Here is an 18,914-nt window from a genome sequence, read left to right as displayed (position 1 = left end):
CGGCGCCCGCCGACGGAACGTTCCGTCGGCGGGCGCGGTCGATCCACGGATACCCTTGACAGGTGACCGACGCCCACGAAACCGCAGCAGACCGTTCACTGCGAACCACCGGAGGCGCCCCTCCGGACGACGCCGGATCTTCTGCGAGTCAGGCGCCGACACCCTTGCTGGAGCCACGCGAGGGCATTCCGCCGGTGATCGCCGACGCGGCCGCCCTCGCCGAGGTGACCGCCGCCTTCGCCGCCGGGCACGGCCCGGTCGCCGTCGACGCCGAGCGCGCCTCCGGCTACCGCTACGGGCAGCGGGCGTACCTGGTGCAGCTGCGCCGCGAGGGCGCCGGCACCGCGCTGATCGACCCCGTGGCCTGCCCCGATCTGTCCGCACTGGGCGCGGCGATCGCCGGCACCGAGTGGGTGCTGCACGCGGCCACCCAGGACCTGCCGTGCCTGCGCGAAATAGGGATGGTCCCCACCCGCGTCTTCGACACCGAGCTGGCGGGACGACTGGCCGGTTTCCCGCGGGTCGGCCTCGGCGCGATGGTGGAGAACGTGCTGGGCTTCGTCCTGGAGAAGGGCCACTCGGCCGTCGACTGGTCCACCCGCCCGCTGCCCGAGCCCTGGCTGCGCTACGCCGCGCTCGACGTCGAGCTCCTGGTCGACCTGCGCGACGCGCTGGAGAAGGAGCTGGACCGGCAGGGCAAGCTGGACTGGGCCCGGCAGGAGTTCGACGCGATCGCCTCCGCCCCGCCGCCCGAGCCCCGCAAGGACCCGTGGCGCCGCACGTCCGGCATGCACAAGGTGCGCCGCCGCCGGCAGCTCGCCGTCGTACGGGAGCTGTGGCAGACCCGGGACCGGATCGCGCAGCGCAGGGACGTCTCGCCGGGCAAGGTGCTCGGGGACGCCGCCATCGTCGAGGCCGCGCTCGCGCTGCCGCCCAACGCGCACGCGCTGGCCGCGCTGAACGGCTTCGGGCGGGTCAACCGCCGGCAACTGGAGCAGTGGCAGGCGGCGGTCGACCGGGCCCGGGCCCTGTCCGAGTCGCAGCTGCCGCAGCCCGGCCAGCCGGTGACCGGTCCCCCGCCGCCGCGGGCGTGGGCCGACAAGGACCCGGCCGCCGCCGCCCGGCTCACCGCGGCGCGCGCGGCGGTGACGGCACTGGCCGAGCGGCTGAGCATGCCGCAGGAGAACCTGATCACGCCGGACACGGTGCGCCGGGTGTGCTGGGAGCCGCCGGCCGCCCTCGACGAGGAGTCGGTGGGCGCGGCCCTCGCCGGGCACGGGGCCCGGCCCTGGCAGGTGGAGCAGGTGACGCCGGTGCTGGTGACGGCGTTGGCCAAGGGCGTGTCGTAGGAGGGCGGCGGTGCGCGGGACCGGGCGGTCCCGGGGCGCCGCAGGTCGAGGGAGGCCCCCGATGGTGTGACGTTCGCCGCTCGCGCCGGGGGGACTGGGCAGCTACGTTACCCACAAGTAGCATGGGGCTGAGCGCGCGCTCAGTGCATGCGTGCCGCAGCAGTGCCATCCCGCACCCTGGAGGAGAGCCATCGTGCCTCGTACCGTCAGGGACGTCGTCTTCGTAGACGGCGTCCGCACCCCGTTCGGCAAGGCGGGCCCGAAGGGCATCTACCACGAGACCCGCGCCGACGACCTGGTCGTGAAGGCGATCCGGGAGCTGCTGCGCCGCAATCCCGGTCTCGACCCCAAGAAGATCGACGAGGTCGCCGTCGCCGCGACCACGCAGATCGGCGACCAGGGCCTGACCATCGGCCGCACCGCCGGCATCCTGGCGGGTCTGCCCACCTCGGTCCCGGGCTACTCCATCGACCGCATGTGCGCGGGCGCCCTGACCGCCGTCACCTCGGTGGCCGGCTCGGTCGCCTTCGGCGCGTACGACGTCGCCGTCGCGGGCGGTGTCGAGCACATGGGCCGCCACCCGATGGGCGAGGGCGTCGACCCGAACCCGCGGTTCGTCAGCGAGAAGCTGGTCGACGAGTCCGCCCTGTTCATGGGCATGACCGCGGAGAACCTGCACGACCGCTACCCGAGCATCACCAAGCAGCGCGCCGACGAGTACGCGGTGCGCTCGCAGGAGAAGGCCGCCAAGGCCTACGCCAACGGACAGATCCAGGCGGACCTGGTGCCGGTGTCGGTGCGTCGCACCAACGAGGAGGCCGGTGAGACGGGCTGGGGCCTGGTCACCGCCGACGAGCCGATGCGTCCGGGCACCACGCTGGAGAACCTGGCGGGCCTGAAGACGCCGTTCCGCGTGCACGGCCGGGTCACCGCGGGCAACGCGGCCGGTCTGAACGACGGCGCCACCGCCTCCCTCATCGCGAGCGAGGACTTCGCCCGGGAGAACAACCTCCCGGTGAAGATGCGCCTGGTCTCCTACGCCTTCGCGGGCGTGGAGCCGGAGGTCATGGGCTACGGCCCGATCCCGGCCACGGAGAAGGCCCTGGCGCAGGCCGGGCTGTCCATCTCCGACATCGGCCTCTTCGAGATCAACGAGGCCTTCGCCGTCCAGGTCCTCGCCTTCCTGGAGCACTACGGCATCGCCGACGACGACGCCCGCGTCAACCAGTACGGCGGCGCCATCGCCTTCGGTCACCCGCTGGCCTCCTCCGGCGTCCGCCTGATGACGCAGCTGGCCCGCCAGTTCGAGGAGCAGCCGCACGTCCGCTACGGCCTGACCACCATGTGCGTCGGCTTCGGCATGGGCGCGACGGTCGTCTGGGAGAACCCGCACTTCGAGGGGGACAAGTGAGCACCACCACCGCAGAGCTGCTGAAGGGTGCGGCCGAGCTGTTCCCCGGCGAGGTCGTCACCAGCGCCCACGTGCGCCACTTCGACCTGCCCCTGGGCGCCGGGCGCTTCGCCCTGATCACCCTGGACAACGGCCACGACCACACCAAGCCGACCACGCTGGGCCCCCAGTCGCTGGCGAACATCGACGCCGCGATCGACCAGGTCGAGAAGGAGGCCGCGGACGGCGACATCGTCGGCGTCGGCGTCACCGGCAAGCCGTTCATCTTCGCGGTCGGCGCCGACCTCAAGGGCGTCGAGCTGCTGAAGCGGCACGAGGACGCGCTGGCCATCGGCAAGGGCGGCCACGACGTCTTCAAGCGGCTGGCGAAGCTGGCCGTGCCGACCTTCGCGTACTACAACGGTGCCGCGATGGGCGGCGGCGTCGAGATCGGCCTGCACTGCTCCTACCGGACGGTGTCCGCGGCCCTCCCCGCCTTCTCCCTCCCCGAGGTCTTCCTCGGCCTGGTCCCCGGCTGGGGCGGCTGCACGCTGCTGCCGAACCTGATCGGCGCCGACAAGGCCGTCTCGGTGATCATCGAGAACAGCCTCAACCAGAACAAGCAGCTCAAGGGCGAGCAGGTCTTCGAACTCGGCATCGCGGACGCGATCTTCGAGGGCGCGGACTTCCTGGAGCAGTCGCTGATCTGGACCGCGTCCGTCCTCAAGGGCGAGATCGCGGTCGAGCGTCCGGCGATCGACCGCGGCGAGGCCTGGGACCAGGCCGTCGCCAAGGGCCGCTTCGTCGCCGACTCCAAGGTGCACGGCGCCGCCCCGGCCGCCTACCGCGCGCTCGACATCATCGCCGCCGCCAAGAACGGCGACCTCCAGCAGGGCTACGACGCCGAGGACCAGGCCCTCGCCGACCTGATCATGGGCGGCGAACTGCGCTCCGGCATCTACGCCTTCAACCTGGTGCAGAAGCGCGGCAAGCGCCCCGCGGGCGCCCCGGACAAGTCGCTGGCCCGCCCGGTCACCAAGGTGGGCGTCGTCGGCGCCGGCCTGATGGCCTCCCAGCTCGCGCTGCTGTTCCTGCGCCGCCTGGAGGTGCCGGTCGTCCTGACCGACATCGACCAGGAGCGCGTCGACAAGGGTGTGGGCTACGTCCACGCCGAGATCGACAAGCTGCTCGGCAAGGGCCGGATCAACCAGGACAAGGCGAACAGGCTGAAGGGCCTCGTCTCCGGCGTCCTGGACAAGGCCGAGGGCTTCGCGGACGCCGACTTCGTCATCGAGGCCGTCTTCGAGGAGATGGGCGTCAAGCAGAAGGTCTTCGCGGAGGTCGAGGCGGTCGCCCCGGCGCACGCGATCCTGGCGACGAACACCTCGTCCCTCTCCGTCTCCGAGATGGCGTCGAAGCTGAAGCACCCCGAGCGGGTCGTCGGCTTCCACTTCTTCAACCCGGTCGCGGTCCTGCCGCTGCTGGAGATCGTGCGCGGCGAGCAGACCGACGACGCCTCGCTGGCCACGGCGTTCGGCGTCGCCAAGAAGCTGAAGAAGACCGCGGTCCTCGTCAAGGACGCCCCGGCGTTCGTCGTGAACCGCATCCTGACCCGCTTCATGGGCGAGATCCAGAACGTCATCGACGAGGGCACGCCGGTGGACGTGGCGGAGAAGGCGGTCGAACCCCTCGGCCTGCCGATGTCCCCGCTGGTCCTGCTGGAGCTGGTCGGCCCGGCGATCGGCCTGCACGTCTCCGAGACCCTGAACCGGGCCTTCCCGGAACGCTTCACGGTCTCCCCGAACCTCAAGGCGGTCGTCGAGGCCGGCAAGCGCGGCTTCTACGTCTACGACAGCGGCAAGCCCGAGCTGGACCCGGAGGTCGCCGCGCTCCTCAAGCAGGGCGACACCGTCCTGACGGAGGAGCAGGTGCGGGCGCGGGTGCTCGACGCGGTGGCCCAGGAGGTCGGCCTGATGCTCGACGAGGGCGTCGTCGCCGAGGCCCAGGACATCGACCTCTGCCTGATCACCGGCGCCGGCTGGCCCTTCCACCTGGGCGGCATCACGCCGTACCTGGACCGCGAGGGCGTCTCCGAGCGGGTGAACGGGAAGCGGTTCCTGGACGCCGGGGTGGCTTCGGTTCCCGCGTAGCTCCGGCCCCGACAGACCGATGGGCCGTACCGGATTCGTTCGGTACGGCCCATCGGGCGTTCCGTCACTCGTGGTGCCGGTCCGCGCCGGGCCCGGTCCTCACACCGCTTCCCACGCCCCCAGTGCCAGCCCCGCCTCGTCCTTCCGCCTCGCCAGCAGCAGCTGCCCGGTCGACGGCGACTGGATCGCCGCGACCACACGGGCGTCGGCGTCCAGGGCGAGGGACACCGTGGCGTCGGCCGGCAGCACCGGGCCCGACTCGGTCCACCAGGCGCCGGCCGTCTCCTGTTCGCTGGGGTAGGCCGCGAAGGCGATCCGGCCGGAGGCCGAGCGCTGTGCCAGCAGTGTGCAGTCGTGGCCGTCGAGTTCGCAGCGGACGGCCGCGACCGGGCCGGGGCCCGCCGCGGTGACCAAGGCCACGGGCTCGGTTCCGGGGCGCCAGGCGCACAGATCGCCGGACGCGTCGGTGAAGAACAGGGTGGTGTTCTCGTCGGAGGTCGCCAGGGCGCGCAGGGTGTCCGGACGGACGTCGGCCTCCACCGTCTCCTCCATCTGGAGGGGCTTGCCCACCTCCTCCTGGCGCCAGTGCACGATATGGCCGGGGCGGGAGGCGTAGGCCTCGATGTGCCCGGCCCTGCCCACCACCGCGACGGGCGCGTCGTGGAGCTGTTCACCCTTCAGGTCGCGCCACGGGTCCCAGCCGCCCTTCTCCTTCTGGGCACGCATGCTGAGCCCCCCGCCGCCGTTGCGCACGAAGATGTGCGCACGGCCCTGGTGGTCGACGGCGACGGCGGGCGTGCCGGTACGGTCGCCCTTGCCGTCCGGGTGGCCGACCGAGGCCCAGTCCAGGGCGGCCAGCAGCGGCCGGAAGTGCGTGCAGTGCACGAGGCCGGACTCGCCGGGGGATGTGGGCCGCCAGGCGACCAGGTGCGCGTAGGCGTCGGTGCCCTGGCCGACCGCCGCCACGGGGTGCAGCCGCTGGTCACCGCCGATCCTGCGCGGGACGCCCCAGGAACCGCCCGGTGCCCGCTCCGCACGGCACAGGGCGGCACCGTCGGACTTCTGGTAGACGCTGAGTCGGCCGTCCCGGCCGCGTATGAGCCACTCGCCGTTCACCTGATCACTTTATGCGGCCACGTCCGGGCGCGCTCCGGCCGGGTGGACCGGCGCATGCGACCCTGACCTCATGAGCGACAGTGGCCCCCTCCTGGTGATCGTCGACGCCGCGAACGTCGTCGGGTCGGTTCCCGACGGCTGGTGGCGGGACCGGCGGGGGGCCGCGGAGCGGCTGCGGGACCGGCTGGCGGCGGACGGGGTGCCGGGGCTGGACTCTCCGGTGGAGGTCGTCCTCGTCGTCGAGGGCGCGGCCCGGGGAGTGGGTTCCGTGCCCGGCGTACGGGTGGAGTCGGCGCCCGCCAGCGGGGACGACCACATGGTCGCGCTGGTCGCAGAGGCCGCCGGTGACCGTGCCGTCCTGGTGGTGACGGCCGACCGCGAGCTGCGCCGCCGGGTGACGGAGCTGGGCGCTCGGGTGACGGGGCCGCGGACGGTCCGTCCGGCGTGACGGCGCTCCGGCCCACCTGCACCGGACACTCCGGCGCCGACCCGCCCACCAGTTCGAGCCGTGGTCGAGGCGGTCACCCCGCATCGCCGGCGACTGCGGCGTGCCGCGGACCCGGGTGGCCTTCACCCACACCCGGAGGCGTTCCGGCTCAGGAGAGCCGTGCGCGCGGTTCTTCGGCGGGCGACGAGACCTGCCCGCCGAAGAACCGGCCCGCCCTCCGAAGAACCGGCCCCGTACGCGCCGCCAGAACGGGATGTACGGGGCCGGGACGGCGGACCCGGGGTTACGGGGCCCCGCCGTCGCCGGACGGCTTCGACGGGCCGCCGGCCGGGGCCTCCTCGCCGCGGCCCAGGCGGCTGTGTGTGCGGCTGTAGAGGAAGTACACGACGACGCCGATCGCCATCCAGACGCCGAACCGCACCCAGGTCTCGGCGGGCAGGTTCAGCATCAGCCACAGCGAGGCGGCGACCGAGACGATCGGCAGCAGCGGGACCAGCGGAGTGCGGAAGGCGCGGGGCAGGTCGGGGCGGGTGCGGCGCAGGATGATCACGCTGAGCGCGACGACGACGAACGCGAACAGGGTGCCGATGTTCACCAGCTCCGCCAGCTCGCTCAGGCTGGTGAAGCCGGCGACGATCGCGATGATCACGCCGAGCAGGATGGTCGGCCGGTACGGCGTCCGGAACTTCGGGTGGACGCGGGAGAAGAAGCGCGGCAGCAGCCCGTCGCGGCTCATCGCGAAGAACACCCGGGTCTGGCCCAGCAGCAGGATCATGCAGACGGTGGTCAGGCCGACGGCGGCGCCGAAGCTGATCACACCCGCGAAGAAGGGGTGCCCGGTGGACTTGAACGCGTCGGCGAGCGGCGCGTCGACGGACAGCTCGCTGTAGTGCTGCATACCGGTGACGACGATCGAGACGGCGACGTAGAGCGCGGTGCAGATGAAGAGCGAACCGAGGATGCCCCGGGGCATGTCACGCTGCGGGTTCTTGGTCTCCTCGGCGGCGGTGGCGACGATGTCGAAGCCGATGAAGGCGAAGAAGACGACCGAGGCGGCGGTGAAGATGCCCATCACGCCGAAGTTGGCCGGCGCCCAGCCGAACATCAGCTGGATCAGTGGGGAGTCGAGTCCCCCGCCCGCCTCCACCGGCTTCGACTCCGGGACGAACGGGTCGTAGTTGGAGCCCTTGACGAAGAAGGCGCCCGCGACGATCACGATGAGGACGACGGTCACCTTGATGGCGACGACGAGCGAGGTGACCCGCGCGGACAGCTTCATGCCGAGGACGAGGATGCCGGTGAGGACCAGCACCAGGACGGCGGCGAGGATGTCGAAGCCGAAGCCCTCGGCCCCGTCCCGCCCGGCCAGCGCCTCGGGCATCTGCCAGCCCGCGTTGTCCATCAGCGAACGGATGTAGCCCGACCAGCCGACGGCCACCACCGCCGTGCCGAGCGCGAACTCCAGGACCAGGTCCCAGCCGATGATCCAGGCGGGCAGTTCACCGAGCGAGGCGTAGGAGAAGGTGTACGCCGAACCGGCCACCGGCACGGTGGACGCGAACTCGGCGTAGCAGAGCGCGGCGAGCGCGCAGACCACGCCGGCCACGACGAAGGCCAGGGCCACGGCGGGCCCGGCGTTGTTCTTGGCGACCGTGCCGGTCAGTACGAAGATGCCGGTGCCGATGATGACACCGACGCCGAAGACCGTCAGGTCCAGGGCGGACAGGGACTTCTTGAGCGCGTGCTCCGGTTCCTCCGTGTCACGGATGGACTGCTCGATCTTCTTGGTCCTGAAGAGACTGCTGCTGCTCACGCGTACCTCCGACGCTTGTCGTCCCCGACATGATCGAGAGGGGGGCGTACTGCGTATGCCCCGGCGTGAGCGGATTCATACGGATGGGCAGGTTTCACCACTGCAACGAGTGGAGAAACCTGCCCATCCGGCCGTACCTCGATCGCGTCGGTCAGTCGCGCGCGGCCTCCACCGAGTCCACGTCGGCGCCCGTGCGCTCGTAGCGGCCGTCGAGCTTGGCGACCAGGCCGGTGACCTGACGGGCGATGTCCGGCGCGGTGAGGCCGATCTCGGCGAGGACCTCGGCGCGCGAGGCGTGGTCGAGGAAGCGCGGCGGGATGCCGAAGTCGCGCAGCGGCACGTCCACGCCCGCGTCGCGCAGCGCCTGGGCGACTGCGGAGCCGACACCGCCGACGCGCGAGTTGTCCTCGACGGTGACGACGACGCGGTGGCGCTCGGCGAGCGGGGCCATGGCCTCGTCGACGGGCTTGACCCAGCGCGGGTCGACGACGGTGGTGGAGATGCCCTGCTTGTCCAACAGGTCCGCCACCTCCAGGCACATCGGGGCGAGGGCGCCCACGGAGACCAGGAGGACGTCCGGGTCGTCGGTGCCCGGGGCGCGCAGCACGTCCATGCCGCCGACGCGGCCGACGGCCGGTACGGCGGGGCCGACGGCGCCCTTGGAGAAGCGGACCACGGTGGGCGCGTCGTCCGCCTCGACGGCCTCGCGCAGCTGGGCGCGGACCTGGTCGGCGTCGCGCGGGGCGGCGAGCCGGAGGCCGGGGACGACCTGGAGGATCGACATGTCCCACATGCCGTTGTGGGAGGCGCCGTCGGTGCCGGTGACGCCGGCCCGGTCCAGCACGAACGTCACGCCGCACTTGTGCAGGGCCACGTCCATCAGCACCTGGTCGAAGGCGCGGTTGAGGAAGGTGGCGTACACGGCGAAGACCGGGTGGACACCGCCGTGGGCGAGGCCGGCCGCGGAGACGGCGCCGTGCTGCTCGGCGATGCCGACGTCGTAGACGCGGTCCGGGAATGCCTTGGCGAACTTGTCGAGGCCGACCGGCTGGAGCATGGCCGCGGTGATGGCGACGACGTCCTCGCGCTCCCGGCCGAGCTTCAGCATCTCGTCGCCGAAGACGCTGGTCCAGTCGGCGCCGGAGGTGGAAATGGGCAGGCCGGTGTCGGGGTGGATCTTGCCGACGGCGTGGAAGCGGTCGGCCTCGTCCGCCAGGGCGGGCTGGTAGCCGCGGCCCTTCTCGGTGAGGCAGTGCACGATGACCGGGCCGCCGAAGCGCTTGGCGCGGGTGAGGGCGGACTCCAGGGCCTCCAGGTCGTGGCCGTCGATCGGACCGACGTACTTGAGGCCGAGGTCCTCGAACATGCCCTGCGGGGCGATGAAGTCCTTCAGGCCCTTCTTGGCGCCGTGCAGGGTGTCGTAGAGCGGGCGGCCGACGACCGGGGTGCGCTCCAGGACCTCCTTGGTGCGGGCCAGGAAGCGTTCGTAGCCGTCGGTGGTGCGCAGGGTCGCCAGGTGGTTGGCGAGGCCGCCGATGGTGGGGGCGTAGGAGCGCTCGTTGTCGTTGACGACGATGACGAGGGGCCGGTCCTTGGCGGCGGCGATGTTGTTCAGCGCCTCCCAGGCCATGCCGCCGGTGAGGGCGCCGTCACCGATGACGGCGACGACGTGGTCGTCGCGGTCCAGGACCTGGTTGGCCTTGGCGATGCCGTCGGCCCAGCCGAGGACGGTGGAGGCGTGGCTGTTCTCGATGACGTCGTGCTCGGACTCCGCCTGCGAGGGGTAGCCGGACAGGCCGCCCTTCATCTTCAGCTTCGAGAAGTCCTGGCGTCCGGTGAGCAGCTTGTGCACGTAGGACTGGTGGCCGGTGTCCCAGAGCACCTTGTCCTTCGGCGAGTCGAAGACGCGGTGCAGGGCGAGGGTGAGCTCCACCACGCCGAGGTTGGGGCCGAGGTGGCCGCCGGTCTTGGAGACGGCGTCGACGAGGAAGGTGCGGATCTCCTCTGCCAGCCGGCCCAGCTCTTCCAGGCTGAGCCGGTCCAGATCGCGCGGTCCCGTGATGCGGGTCAGCAGCGGCACCCGTGCCTCCTTGCAGTAGAGCTGTTGCCGGGCTCGTCGAGTCTAATGTTCCGCTCCGGTGGAACGTGTCCGGGCGGTGCGTCGTACGTCACGCGTTCGGCCTTACCCATCCGGAACCTGTTCTACGACTTCTACGTCCCGGGCGCGCGGTCCGCCCGCCGTCCCGGTCGGCGGGTGGACGACGGACCGCCCGCCCGGGGGCTCAGCCCGGGCGGGCGGTGGGTCGGCTGCGACGGGCGCGCTGGGCGCCTTCTAGGCGCGGCCGGCCGTCTTCTGCGTCTTGCGGGTGACCGCGTCGATGACGACGGTCGCCAGCAGCACGCCACCGGTGATCATGTACTGGACCGGCGAGGCGATGCCCTCCAGGGCGAGGCCGTACTGGATGGAGACGATGACCATCACGCCGAGCAGCGCGTCCCAGGTGCGGCCGCGGCCGCCGAAGAGGGACGTGCCGCCGATCACGGCCGCGGCGATGACGTTCATCAGGAACTCACCGGTGCCCGCGCCCTGGTTGGCGGAGGCGATCTTCGACGCGACGAACAGGCCGCCGATCGCGGCGAAGGTGCCGGCGATCGCGAAGACCGAGATCCGGACCAGCTCCACGTTGATGCCGGCTCGGCGGGACGCCTCGACGCTGCCGCCGAGCGCGAAGACCTTGCGGCCGTAGGAGGTACGGCGCAGCACGAAGTCCGTCAGCAGCAGGAAGGCCAGGAAGATCACCACGGCCAGCGGCAGGCCCTTGTACTGGTTGAAGACGATCGCCACGGCGAAGGCCAGCACGGCGAGCAGCACCGTGCGGACGATGACCTCGTTCAGCGGCCGGGACGGCACCCCGGCGGCGGCGCGGCGGCGGTTGTCGAAGAAGGCGGAGACGAAGTACCCGGCCGTCACGACGATCGCCAGGCCGTAGGCGGCGGCCACGTCGCTGAAGTAGTAGCTGGTCAGCTTGACGACGAGGCCGTCGCTGTTCAGGTTGATGGTGCCGTTGCTGCCGAGTATCTGCAGCATGAAGCCCTGCCAGAACAGCAGGCCGGCCAGTGTCACGGCGAAGGCGGGGACGCCGATGCGGGCGAAGAAGAAGCCGTGGATGGCGCCCGCCACGGTGCCGGTGAGGATGGCCAGGACCAGGGCCAGGACCTCGTTCATGCCGTGCGTGATGTTCAGCACGGCGAAGGTGGCGCCCGCGACACCGCTGACCGAGCCGACCGACAGGTCGATCTCGCCGAGCAGCAGGACGAACACGATGCCGATGGCGATCATGCCCGTGCCGACCATGGTGACCGACATGTTGGAGAAGTTGCCGGCGGTGAGGAAGTTGGAGTTCAGGCTGGTGAAGATGGCCCAGATGATCAGCAGGCCGGCGACGACCGGGATGGACCCGAGGTCGCCCGCCTTCATCTTCCGCTTGAACTCGCCGAGGTAGCCCGCGAATCCCTGCTCGCGCACCAGCAGCCGCGGGTCGACCGCGGTGGCCGCGCCGGAGGCCACGGCGGGGTTCTCCGCCGTCTTGTCCTCGGCGGGCGTGGAGGTCTTGTCGATGCTCACTTCTTGATCTCCCCATTGGTGCGCGCCGCACGACGGGTCACGGCGTTCTCCGTGGCGCCCGTGATGGCGGAGATGATCTCTTCCTGCGAGGTCGACTTGACCTCGAAGACGCCGTTGTTGCGCCCGAGGCGCAGGACGGCGACCTTGTCGGCGACCGCCTTGACATCGGCCATGTTGTGGCTGATGAGGATGACGGCGTGGCCGCGCTCGCGCAGCCGCTCCACGAGGTCGAGGACCTGTGCGGTCTGCTCGACGCCGAGGGCGGCGGTGGGCTCGTCGAGGATGACCAGCTTGGGCTCGCCGAGCATGGACCGGGCGATCGCCACCACCTGGCGCTGACCGCCGGAGAGGGAGGCGATCGGGATGCGGACGCTGGGGATGCGGATGGACAGCGTGTCCAGCAGCTCGCGGGAGCGGCGCTCCATCTCGACCTCGTCCAGGACACCGCGCTTGAGGATCTCGCGGCCCAGGAAGAGGTTGCCGACGACGTCGATGTTGTCGCACAGCGCGAGGTCCTGGTAGACGGTCGCGATGCCCAGGTTCTGGGCGTCGTGCGGCTTGTTGATGCTGACGGTCTTGCCGTCCCACTCGATGGCGCCTTCATCGATGGGGTGCACGCCGGCGATCGTCTTGACCAGCGTGGACTTTCCGGCGCCGTTGTCGCCCACCAGGGCGACAACCTCACCGGCGTGGACCTCAAGCTCTACGTCGGTGAGCGCCTGGACGGCACCGAATCGCTTGGAGACCCCGCGCAACGCCAGCACGGGCGTAGCGGACACGTGAACCATCTCCTTCGCCGCCTGACCCGGCGGGAGGTTGTGCAGAAGTATGAGGGGGGTTGTTCCGTCCGGCGCCCCGCGTAGCTTGCGGGGCTGTCGGTTGCGGGGCACCGGAGGAAACCTGGGGCAGCCGGCCCCGTACGCGCTCAGGCGGTACGGGGAGCGGGACTGCTTACTTGAGGCCGATCTTGTCGCAGGCGGCCTTGTAGTTGCCGGCGCAGATCTCGTCGAGGGTGTAGAAGCCCTCCTTGATGACGGTCTCCTTGATGTTGTCCTTGGTCAGCGAGACGACCGGGACGAGCACCGACGGGACGCCCTTGGTGGTGGCGCTGTCGGACTTGCTGGTGGCGATGGAGTCGAGCGACTCGCCCTTGGCGAGGGCGACGGCCATCTCACCGGCGACCGCGGCCTCCTGCGGGTAGGACTTGTAGACGCTCATGTACTGCTCGCCGGTGATGATCCGCTGCACGCCCGCGAGTTCGGCGTCCTGGCCGGTGACCGGGATGTCGGCGATGCCCGCGCGCTTGAGGGCGGTGATGATGCCGCCCGCCATGCCGTCGTTGGCGGAGTACACGCCGATGATCTTGTCCTTGCCGATCGCGGAGATCGCGGCCTGCATGTTGGCGTTGGCGTTCTCCGGCTTCCACTCCTTGGTGTCGTACTCGCGGCCGATGTTCACCTTGCCGTCGAGGACGGAGTGGGCGCCCTCCTTGAACTGGCCGGCGTTCGGGTCGGTGGAGGAGCCGTTCATCATGACGATCTGGCCGTCCTTGGCCTTGTCGCCCAGCGCCTTCAGCAGGGCCTCGCCCTGGGTCTTGCCGACCGTGACGTTGTCGAACGAGGTGTAGGCGTCGATCGGGCCCTCGGCCAGGCGGTCGTAGGCGACGACCGGGATGTCCGCCTGCTCGGCCTTGGTGATGGAGCCGGCGATGGCCTTGGAGTCCACCGCGTCCACGATCAGCACGTCGACCTTGTTGGTGATCATCGTGTCGACCTGCTGCGCCTGCAGCGTGGCGTCCTGCTTGGCGTTGGCGTAGACGACCTCGCCCTTGCCGTTCGTCAGCTCCTTGACCTTCTTCTCGATCAAGGGCTTGTCGAACTTCTCGTAGCGCGCGGTCTGGTTCTCCGGAAGCAGCAGTCCGACCTTGATGGCGTCGCCCTTCTTGGCGGCCGAGTCGGAAGACGAGTCCTTGCTGTCGTCGGCCTCCTTGGCGCTGCCACAGGCGGCAAGCGAGACTGCCATCGCGGTGGTGGCAACGGCAACGGCGGCACGACGCATACGCGTGTTCACTTCAGAAACCTCCCTGACGAGGCCGCGTCGTTGCGGCCGAGGTGGCTGGAAGTCAACTCGGCCACACGTGCGACGTCAAGAAGTAAATCCTTAACGAGATGACAACGGTGCCATCCGTGCTCTAAGTGAAGGCAGGGGAGGCCACCGGCAGACCACCGGTCGCAGTTCCGTCCAAGAGGGTCGAATCGCCCATCTCGCTGAGCGCCAGGGCGAGCGCGCCGAGCACCTCGGCGCGGCCCCCGAGGGCCCCGGAGAAGACGGAGAGCTGACGCGCCGCGCTGGGGATCGCGTACCGGCCGACGGACTCCCGGATCGGCCCGAGCACCAGCTCACCGGCCTCCGCGAGGTCGCCGCCGAGGACGACGCGGCTCGGGTTGAGCAGGTTGCAGAGGTTGGCGACGCCGCTGCCGATGTGCCGGCCGACGTCGGCGATCACACGCCGGCAGCCCGGGTCGCCGTCCCGCGCGAGCCGCACGACGCCCTCCATGGTGAGGTCGGTGCCGTGGCTCGGCTGCAGCAGCGGCAGCACGTAGCGGGCGGAGGCGAAGGTCTCCAGGCAGCCCCGGTTGCCGCAGCGGCAGACCGGGCCGGCCTCGTCGAGGGTGATGTGCCCGATCTCGCCCGCCGTGCCGCCGGGGCCGCGGTAGATCTTGCCGCTGATCACCAGGCCGGCGCCGACGCCGCTGGCGACCTTGATGTAGGCCAGGTCCCGCACGCCCCGCCCGCTGCCCCAGACCAGCTCGCCGAGGGCCCCGAGGTTGGCGTCGTTGTCCACGTGCACCGGCACGCCGAGCCGCCCCCGCAGCTCCTCGGCGGGCTTGGTGCCGCCCCAGCCGGGCAGGATGGCGGTCGACCCCAGCGTTCCGGACTCCACGTCGATCGGGCCGGGTACGCCGAGACCCACTCCGGCGATCTTGGAGCGGTCGACGCCGGTCGCCTCGATCAGCCGGCTGACCAGCTGCTCCGCCCGGTCGAAGCCCTGCGCGGCGGACGCGTCCACGTCCAGCGGCTCGGACTCCTCGGCGAGCACCTGGTGGGCGAGGTTGCCCACCGCGACGCGCAGGTGGGTGTGCCCGAAGTCCACGCCGATGACGATACCGGCGTCCCCGCTCAGCGAGACGCTGCGGGCCCGGCGGCCGCCCGCCGAGGTGGGCGTGACCTCGACCGTCCCGCCTTCCTTCAGTTCCCGGACGATGTTCGAGACCGTGGCCGCGGACAGCCCCGTCGTCCTCGCGATCTCCGCCTGCGTGAGCGAACCGGCGAGCCGTACCGCTCGTACGACCCGTTCCAGGTTGGCTCGGTGCAGCGAAGACTGCGACCCGGGAGTCTCCATTGACTCTCACCCTCATCCCTGGGTCCGCGTCACCCTGTGTGATGCGGACCTTGTACAAGTTATTAACCCCAAACTCCGCTGGATCGCCCAGTGGCGTCAAGCCCTTGAAAGAAATCGGTTCCACGCCGTGTCCACGGCCGACTACCGGCGGTACGCCACAGGGGTCCGGTCCCGGAGAGCTGTCTCTCCGGGACCGGACCCCTGTGTACGACGGGTGGAGCGGCGGTGGCCGTCAGCGGAAGGTGCCCTGCGACACCGAACCGGCGATACGCCGCTGGAAGACGCAGTACACGAGCAGTACGGGCACCACCGTGATCACGATCGCCGCGAACAGCGCGCCGTAGTCGATGTCGTACACCTGCGAGGACGCGTAGGCGGCCATGCCCTGGGTGAGGACCCACTTGTCCTGGTCGGTGTTGAGCGCCACCGGCAGCAGGAACTGGTTCCACAGGCCCAGGAAGTTGAAGATCGCCACCGCGGCCATGCCCGGACGGGCCATCGGCAGCATCACCTGGAAGAACGCCCGCCAGTCCCCGGCACCGTCGATCAGCGCGGCCTCGTACACGTCGTGCGGCAGCGACCGGAAGAACGAATAGAGGAAGAACATCGTGAACGGCAGCGCAAACGCGACGTAGGTGAGGATCAGTCCGGGACGGGTGTTCAGCAGCCCGAAGTTCTGCAGCTGGAAGAAGAGCGGAACGATCGCCAGGAAAACCGGGAAAGTCAGGCCCGCGAGCATCACGTAATAGATCAGCCGGCGTCCGGGGAACTCGAACCGGGCGAGAACGTAGGCGCACATCGCGCCGAGCAGCATCACCAGGATCAGCGCCGAGACCACGACGATCACGGAATTCAGGAAGTACTTCCCGATGTTCGCGTCGGTCCACGCGTTCGCGTAGTTCTCGAAGCGCCAGTCATCCGGCAGCGAGAACGGCGACGAAAGGATCTCGCCGGTCGATTTGAACGACGACATCAGCACCCACAGCATGGGCACGATCACGATCACGGACCACAGGATCAGCAGGGCGTGCGAGATCGCCGCGAATCTGCGGTCGCTGCTCGCGGCGGCCCTCGTCAGCTTGCGGTCGCTCGCCGGTTTCCGGTCACTGGCCGGCTTCCGGTCGGCGGCGATGACGCTCACCGGGCACCTCCCTTGGCTGCGGCACGCCGAGCCCTGGACCCAGGTGCTTTCCTCTTGCTCTCGCCCTCGCCGCCGCCCGTGAGGCGGTTGACGAGGAACACCAGCGCCGCGAACACCAGGGTGACGACGGCGAGGACGACGCCCATCGCGGTGGCGTAGCCGAACTGCTGCTTGGCGAAAGCGACGTTGAACAGACGCTGGCTGATCGTCAGGGTCGAGTTGGCCGGGCCGCCGTTCGGCACCATCGCCTGGACGTAGACGAACGCGTCGAGGGCGGCGATGCCCAGGTAGATGTACGCCGTCTGCACGCTGTCCCGGATCGCCGGCAAGGTGACCGAGACCGTGGTGCGGAACCGGCCGGCCCCGTCGATCCTCGCCGCCTCGTACAGCTCGGCGGGAACGCCCTTGATCGCGGCGATGAAGAGCACCGCGTAGAACCCGACGAGCCCCCAGACGATGACGAACATCAGGGCCGGCATCGCGGTCGCCTTCTCGCCCAGCCACGCGAACGTCTCGAACTGGTCGAGGCCGAGGCCGGTGAGGACGCCGTTGAGCAGGCCGGCGTTCGGGTCGAACATCTGCGCCCAGATGAGACCGACGATGATCGCCGGCACGACGTAGGGGAAGAACGAGATGATCCGGTAGAACGAGGCTCCCCGGATCCCTCGGACGGGGCCCTTGCTGGGCCCGCCCAGGGTGACGGCCACGGCGACCCCGAGGGCGAGCGTCAGGGTCACCAGCGGTACGAAGGCCGCGAGGAGTGCGACGTTGCGCAACGCCTTCAGGAAGATGTCGTCCTGGAACATCTTCGTGAAGTTGTCGAAGCCGACGAAGTCGTAGTCCGGGCTGAAGCCGCGCCAGTCGGTCATTCCCCAGAAGATCGCCTGGCCGAACGGGATCAGAACGAAGATCACGAAGATGGCCAGCGGGACACCGAGGAACGCGAGGAAGAACGTCACCCGGTCGAACGTGAGCTTGCGGCGCCGTGGCCGCCCGCCGCGAGCGGCCGGCTCGGGCCGGCGGCTCGCGGTTTCGGCAGTGGGGATCGTGTCTTTCATCGCGGTGCTAGCTGACCTTGACCTTCTCGACGGAATCGTCTTCCCGGACCTTGTCGGAGATCTTCTGCAGGGCCGAGGTCAGCCCCTTTCCGTCGAGGTCACCGGCGAGGAACGAGTTCCACGGCACCAGCTGGTCGGTGTTCAACCCGTAGGTCTCGACGAACATGTAGTTGAAGATGTTGGTGCCCGCGGCCTCCAGCATCGTCGTCTGCGAGACGAGGGCCGTCGATCCGTAGCCGTCGGCGGGCACGGTGCCCTTGACGATCGTCGGGGCCAGCTTCGTCTTGGAGAAGTTGGCGGCCGCCTTCTCCGACAGCATCGCCCGCAGCACTTCCTTGCCGCCGGCCGGGTTCTTGCCCTGCTTGGGCACGATGAACGGTTCACCGGCGGCCGCGCGGAGCGACTCGTAGGGCAGCGCCGGCTTGTCGGTGAGCGTCATCGACGGGATTCCGGTCATCTGGAAGTCCGCCTTGGTGGCCTTCTTCATCTCGTTCTCGATCCAGCCACCGGACGGGTAGAGCAGCGCCTTCTGGTCGTTGCTCCAGATCGCCTGCGCCTTCTGGAACTGGGTGCCGGAGCCACCGGGGACGAACATCTTCTGCTTGACCATGGTCTCCATGACCTTGATGACGCCCTGGACGGCCGGGTGCGACCAGCAGCCCTTCTCCAGGTTCTCCAGGGCGAGCCGGACCTCGTCGCCGCCCTCCTTGATCGCCGAGTCGATCAGGAGGGTGCGGTAGTAGGTCGCCGCCTCCTTGCCGTGGACGAAGAGGTACTTGCCCTTCTTCTTCGCCTGCTGGCCGAGGTCGAGCGCCTCGTCCCAGGTCTTCGGCGGGGTCCAGCCGTTCTCCTCGAAGAGAGTCTTCGAGTACCAGACGCCGTACACCGTCATCACGTAGTTGAGCGCGACGAACTTGTCCTTGAACGTGCCGGGGGCCTTGACGCCGGGGTAGACGATGTCGGCGATCTTCTTGCCCTCGTAGGTGTTGGCCTCGAAGAGGTCGTCGAGTTCCTCGAGCTGGTCGAGGATGCCGAGGAAGCCGATCTGGTCCTCACCGGAGTTGTCGATGAGGTCCGGCGGGTTGCCGCCGACGAAACGGGGCTGGAGCTGGGGGGCGATGTCGACGACCGGCTTGACCTCGACCTTGAGGCCCTTGACCTGGCTGCCGAGCACCTGGTTGGCGTAGTCGACGTAGTCGGTGCCGTAGCCGCCGTCGAAGATGGCCGCTTCGACCGTGGAGTTCGCGGCGACACCGAACGGGTTCTGGGCGCTCTTCTCGCCCTTCGGGCCGCCGCCGCTGTCCTTGCCCTCGCTGGAGGGAGAGCTGCACGCGACCGCGAACGAGCCCACCGCCGCGGTGGCGATGGCCCCGCGCAGGAGCGTCCGCCTGTCAAGAGAGCCGGCACGAATGGTCATCTTT

The 18,914-nt window shown here is 70.0% G+C and carries 14 protein-coding genes; 4 read left to right on the top strand and 10 right to left on the bottom strand.

From position 1 onward, the window contains the following. Positions 1-62 precede the first annotated feature (62 nt). From M6G08_RS17970 to M6G08_RS17960, 3 genes are all read left to right on the top strand, one after another. A complete protein-coding gene (locus M6G08_RS17970; protein WP_272588168.1) occupies positions 63-1,349 on the top strand; it encodes a ribonuclease D in 1,287 nt (428 codons plus the stop codon). Positions 1,350-1,542: 193 nt separating this feature from the next. Further along, positions 1,543-2,760, top strand: a complete 1,218-nt coding sequence (locus M6G08_RS17965; protein WP_272588167.1) for a thiolase family protein — start codon at positions 1,543-1,545, stop codon at positions 2,758-2,760. After that, positions 2,757-4,889 carry a 3-hydroxyacyl-CoA dehydrogenase NAD-binding domain-containing protein gene (locus M6G08_RS17960; RefSeq protein ID WP_272588166.1) on the top strand — a complete coding sequence of 711 codons (2,133 nt, stop codon included), beginning with the start codon at positions 2,757-2,759 and terminating at the stop codon, positions 4,887-4,889. Before M6G08_RS17965 ends, M6G08_RS17960 begins: the two co-directional genes overlap by 4 nt. Before the next feature lie 99 nt (positions 4,890-4,988). Here M6G08_RS17960 and M6G08_RS17955 read toward each other — a convergent pair whose 3' ends face one another. Then, positions 4,989-6,005, bottom strand: a complete 1,017-nt coding sequence (locus M6G08_RS17955; protein WP_272588165.1) for a PLL family lectin — start codon at positions 6,003-6,005, stop codon at positions 4,989-4,991. A gap of 70 nt (positions 6,006-6,075) precedes the next feature. Here M6G08_RS17955 and M6G08_RS17950 point away from each other — a divergent pair, with 70 nt between their 5' ends. Further along, positions 6,076-6,453: a PIN domain-containing protein gene (locus M6G08_RS17950; protein WP_272588164.1), complete on the top strand. Its 378-nt coding sequence runs from the start codon at positions 6,076-6,078 to the stop codon at positions 6,451-6,453. 283 nt (positions 6,454-6,736) lie between these two features. Here M6G08_RS17950 and M6G08_RS17945 read toward each other — a convergent pair whose 3' ends face one another. From M6G08_RS17945 to ngcE, 9 genes are all read right to left on the bottom strand, one after another. After that, positions 6,737-8,266 (bottom strand): amino acid permease, encoded by a 1,530-nt coding sequence (locus tag M6G08_RS17945; protein ID WP_272588163.1) that lies wholly within the window; start codon positions 8,264-8,266, stop codon positions 6,737-6,739. A gap of 151 nt (positions 8,267-8,417) precedes the next feature. Continuing rightward, positions 8,418-10,346 carry a 1-deoxy-D-xylulose-5-phosphate synthase gene (gene dxs, locus M6G08_RS17940; protein ID WP_272588162.1) on the bottom strand — a complete coding sequence of 643 codons (1,929 nt, stop codon included), beginning with the start codon at positions 10,344-10,346 and terminating at the stop codon, positions 8,418-8,420. Between the two features lie 252 nt (positions 10,347-10,598). Then, positions 10,599-11,891: a sugar ABC transporter permease gene (locus tag M6G08_RS17935; protein WP_272588161.1), complete on the bottom strand. Its 1,293-nt coding sequence runs from the start codon at positions 11,889-11,891 to the stop codon at positions 10,599-10,601. Next, entirely contained in the window at positions 11,888-12,679 is a 792-nt protein-coding gene (locus tag M6G08_RS17930; protein ID WP_272588160.1) for an ATP-binding cassette domain-containing protein, read from the bottom strand. The genes M6G08_RS17935 and M6G08_RS17930 overlap by 4 nt, the downstream gene beginning before the upstream one ends. A gap of 163 nt (positions 12,680-12,842) precedes the next feature. Then, complete coding sequence (locus M6G08_RS17925) at positions 12,843-13,949, bottom strand: ABC transporter substrate-binding protein (RefSeq protein WP_272591367.1); 1,107 nt, start codon at positions 13,947-13,949, stop codon at positions 12,843-12,845. A 133-nt stretch (positions 13,950-14,082) separates the two neighbouring features. Then, on the bottom strand, positions 14,083-15,294 hold the full coding sequence (rok7B7, locus tag M6G08_RS17920; protein WP_272588159.1) for an ROK family transcriptional regulator: 1,212 nt from the start codon (positions 15,292-15,294) through the stop codon (positions 14,083-14,085). 232 nt (positions 15,295-15,526) lie between these two features. After that, positions 15,527-16,435, bottom strand: coding sequence for a carbohydrate ABC transporter permease (locus tag M6G08_RS17915; RefSeq protein WP_272588158.1), 909 nt, complete (start codon positions 16,433-16,435; stop codon positions 15,527-15,529). After that, a complete protein-coding gene (locus tag M6G08_RS17910) occupies positions 16,432-17,493 on the bottom strand; it encodes a carbohydrate ABC transporter permease (protein ID WP_272588157.1) in 1,062 nt (353 codons plus the stop codon). Before M6G08_RS17910 ends, M6G08_RS17915 begins: the two co-directional genes overlap by 4 nt. A 7-nt stretch (positions 17,494-17,500) precedes the next feature. After that, the gene (ngcE, locus tag M6G08_RS17905; RefSeq protein ID WP_336299032.1) at positions 17,501-18,844 is read right to left on the bottom strand and encodes an N-acetylglucosamine/diacetylchitobiose ABC transporter substrate-binding protein; all 1,344 of its coding nucleotides are present in this window, start codon (positions 18,842-18,844) and stop codon (positions 17,501-17,503) included. Positions 18,845-18,914 lie beyond the last annotated feature (70 nt).

Origin of the sequence: Streptomyces sp. M92 (assembly GCF_028473745.1) — a bacterium.
Lineage (GTDB): Bacteria > Actinomycetota > Actinomycetes > Streptomycetales > Streptomycetaceae > Streptomyces.
This window is presented reverse-complemented; position numbering and strand designations above follow the sequence as displayed.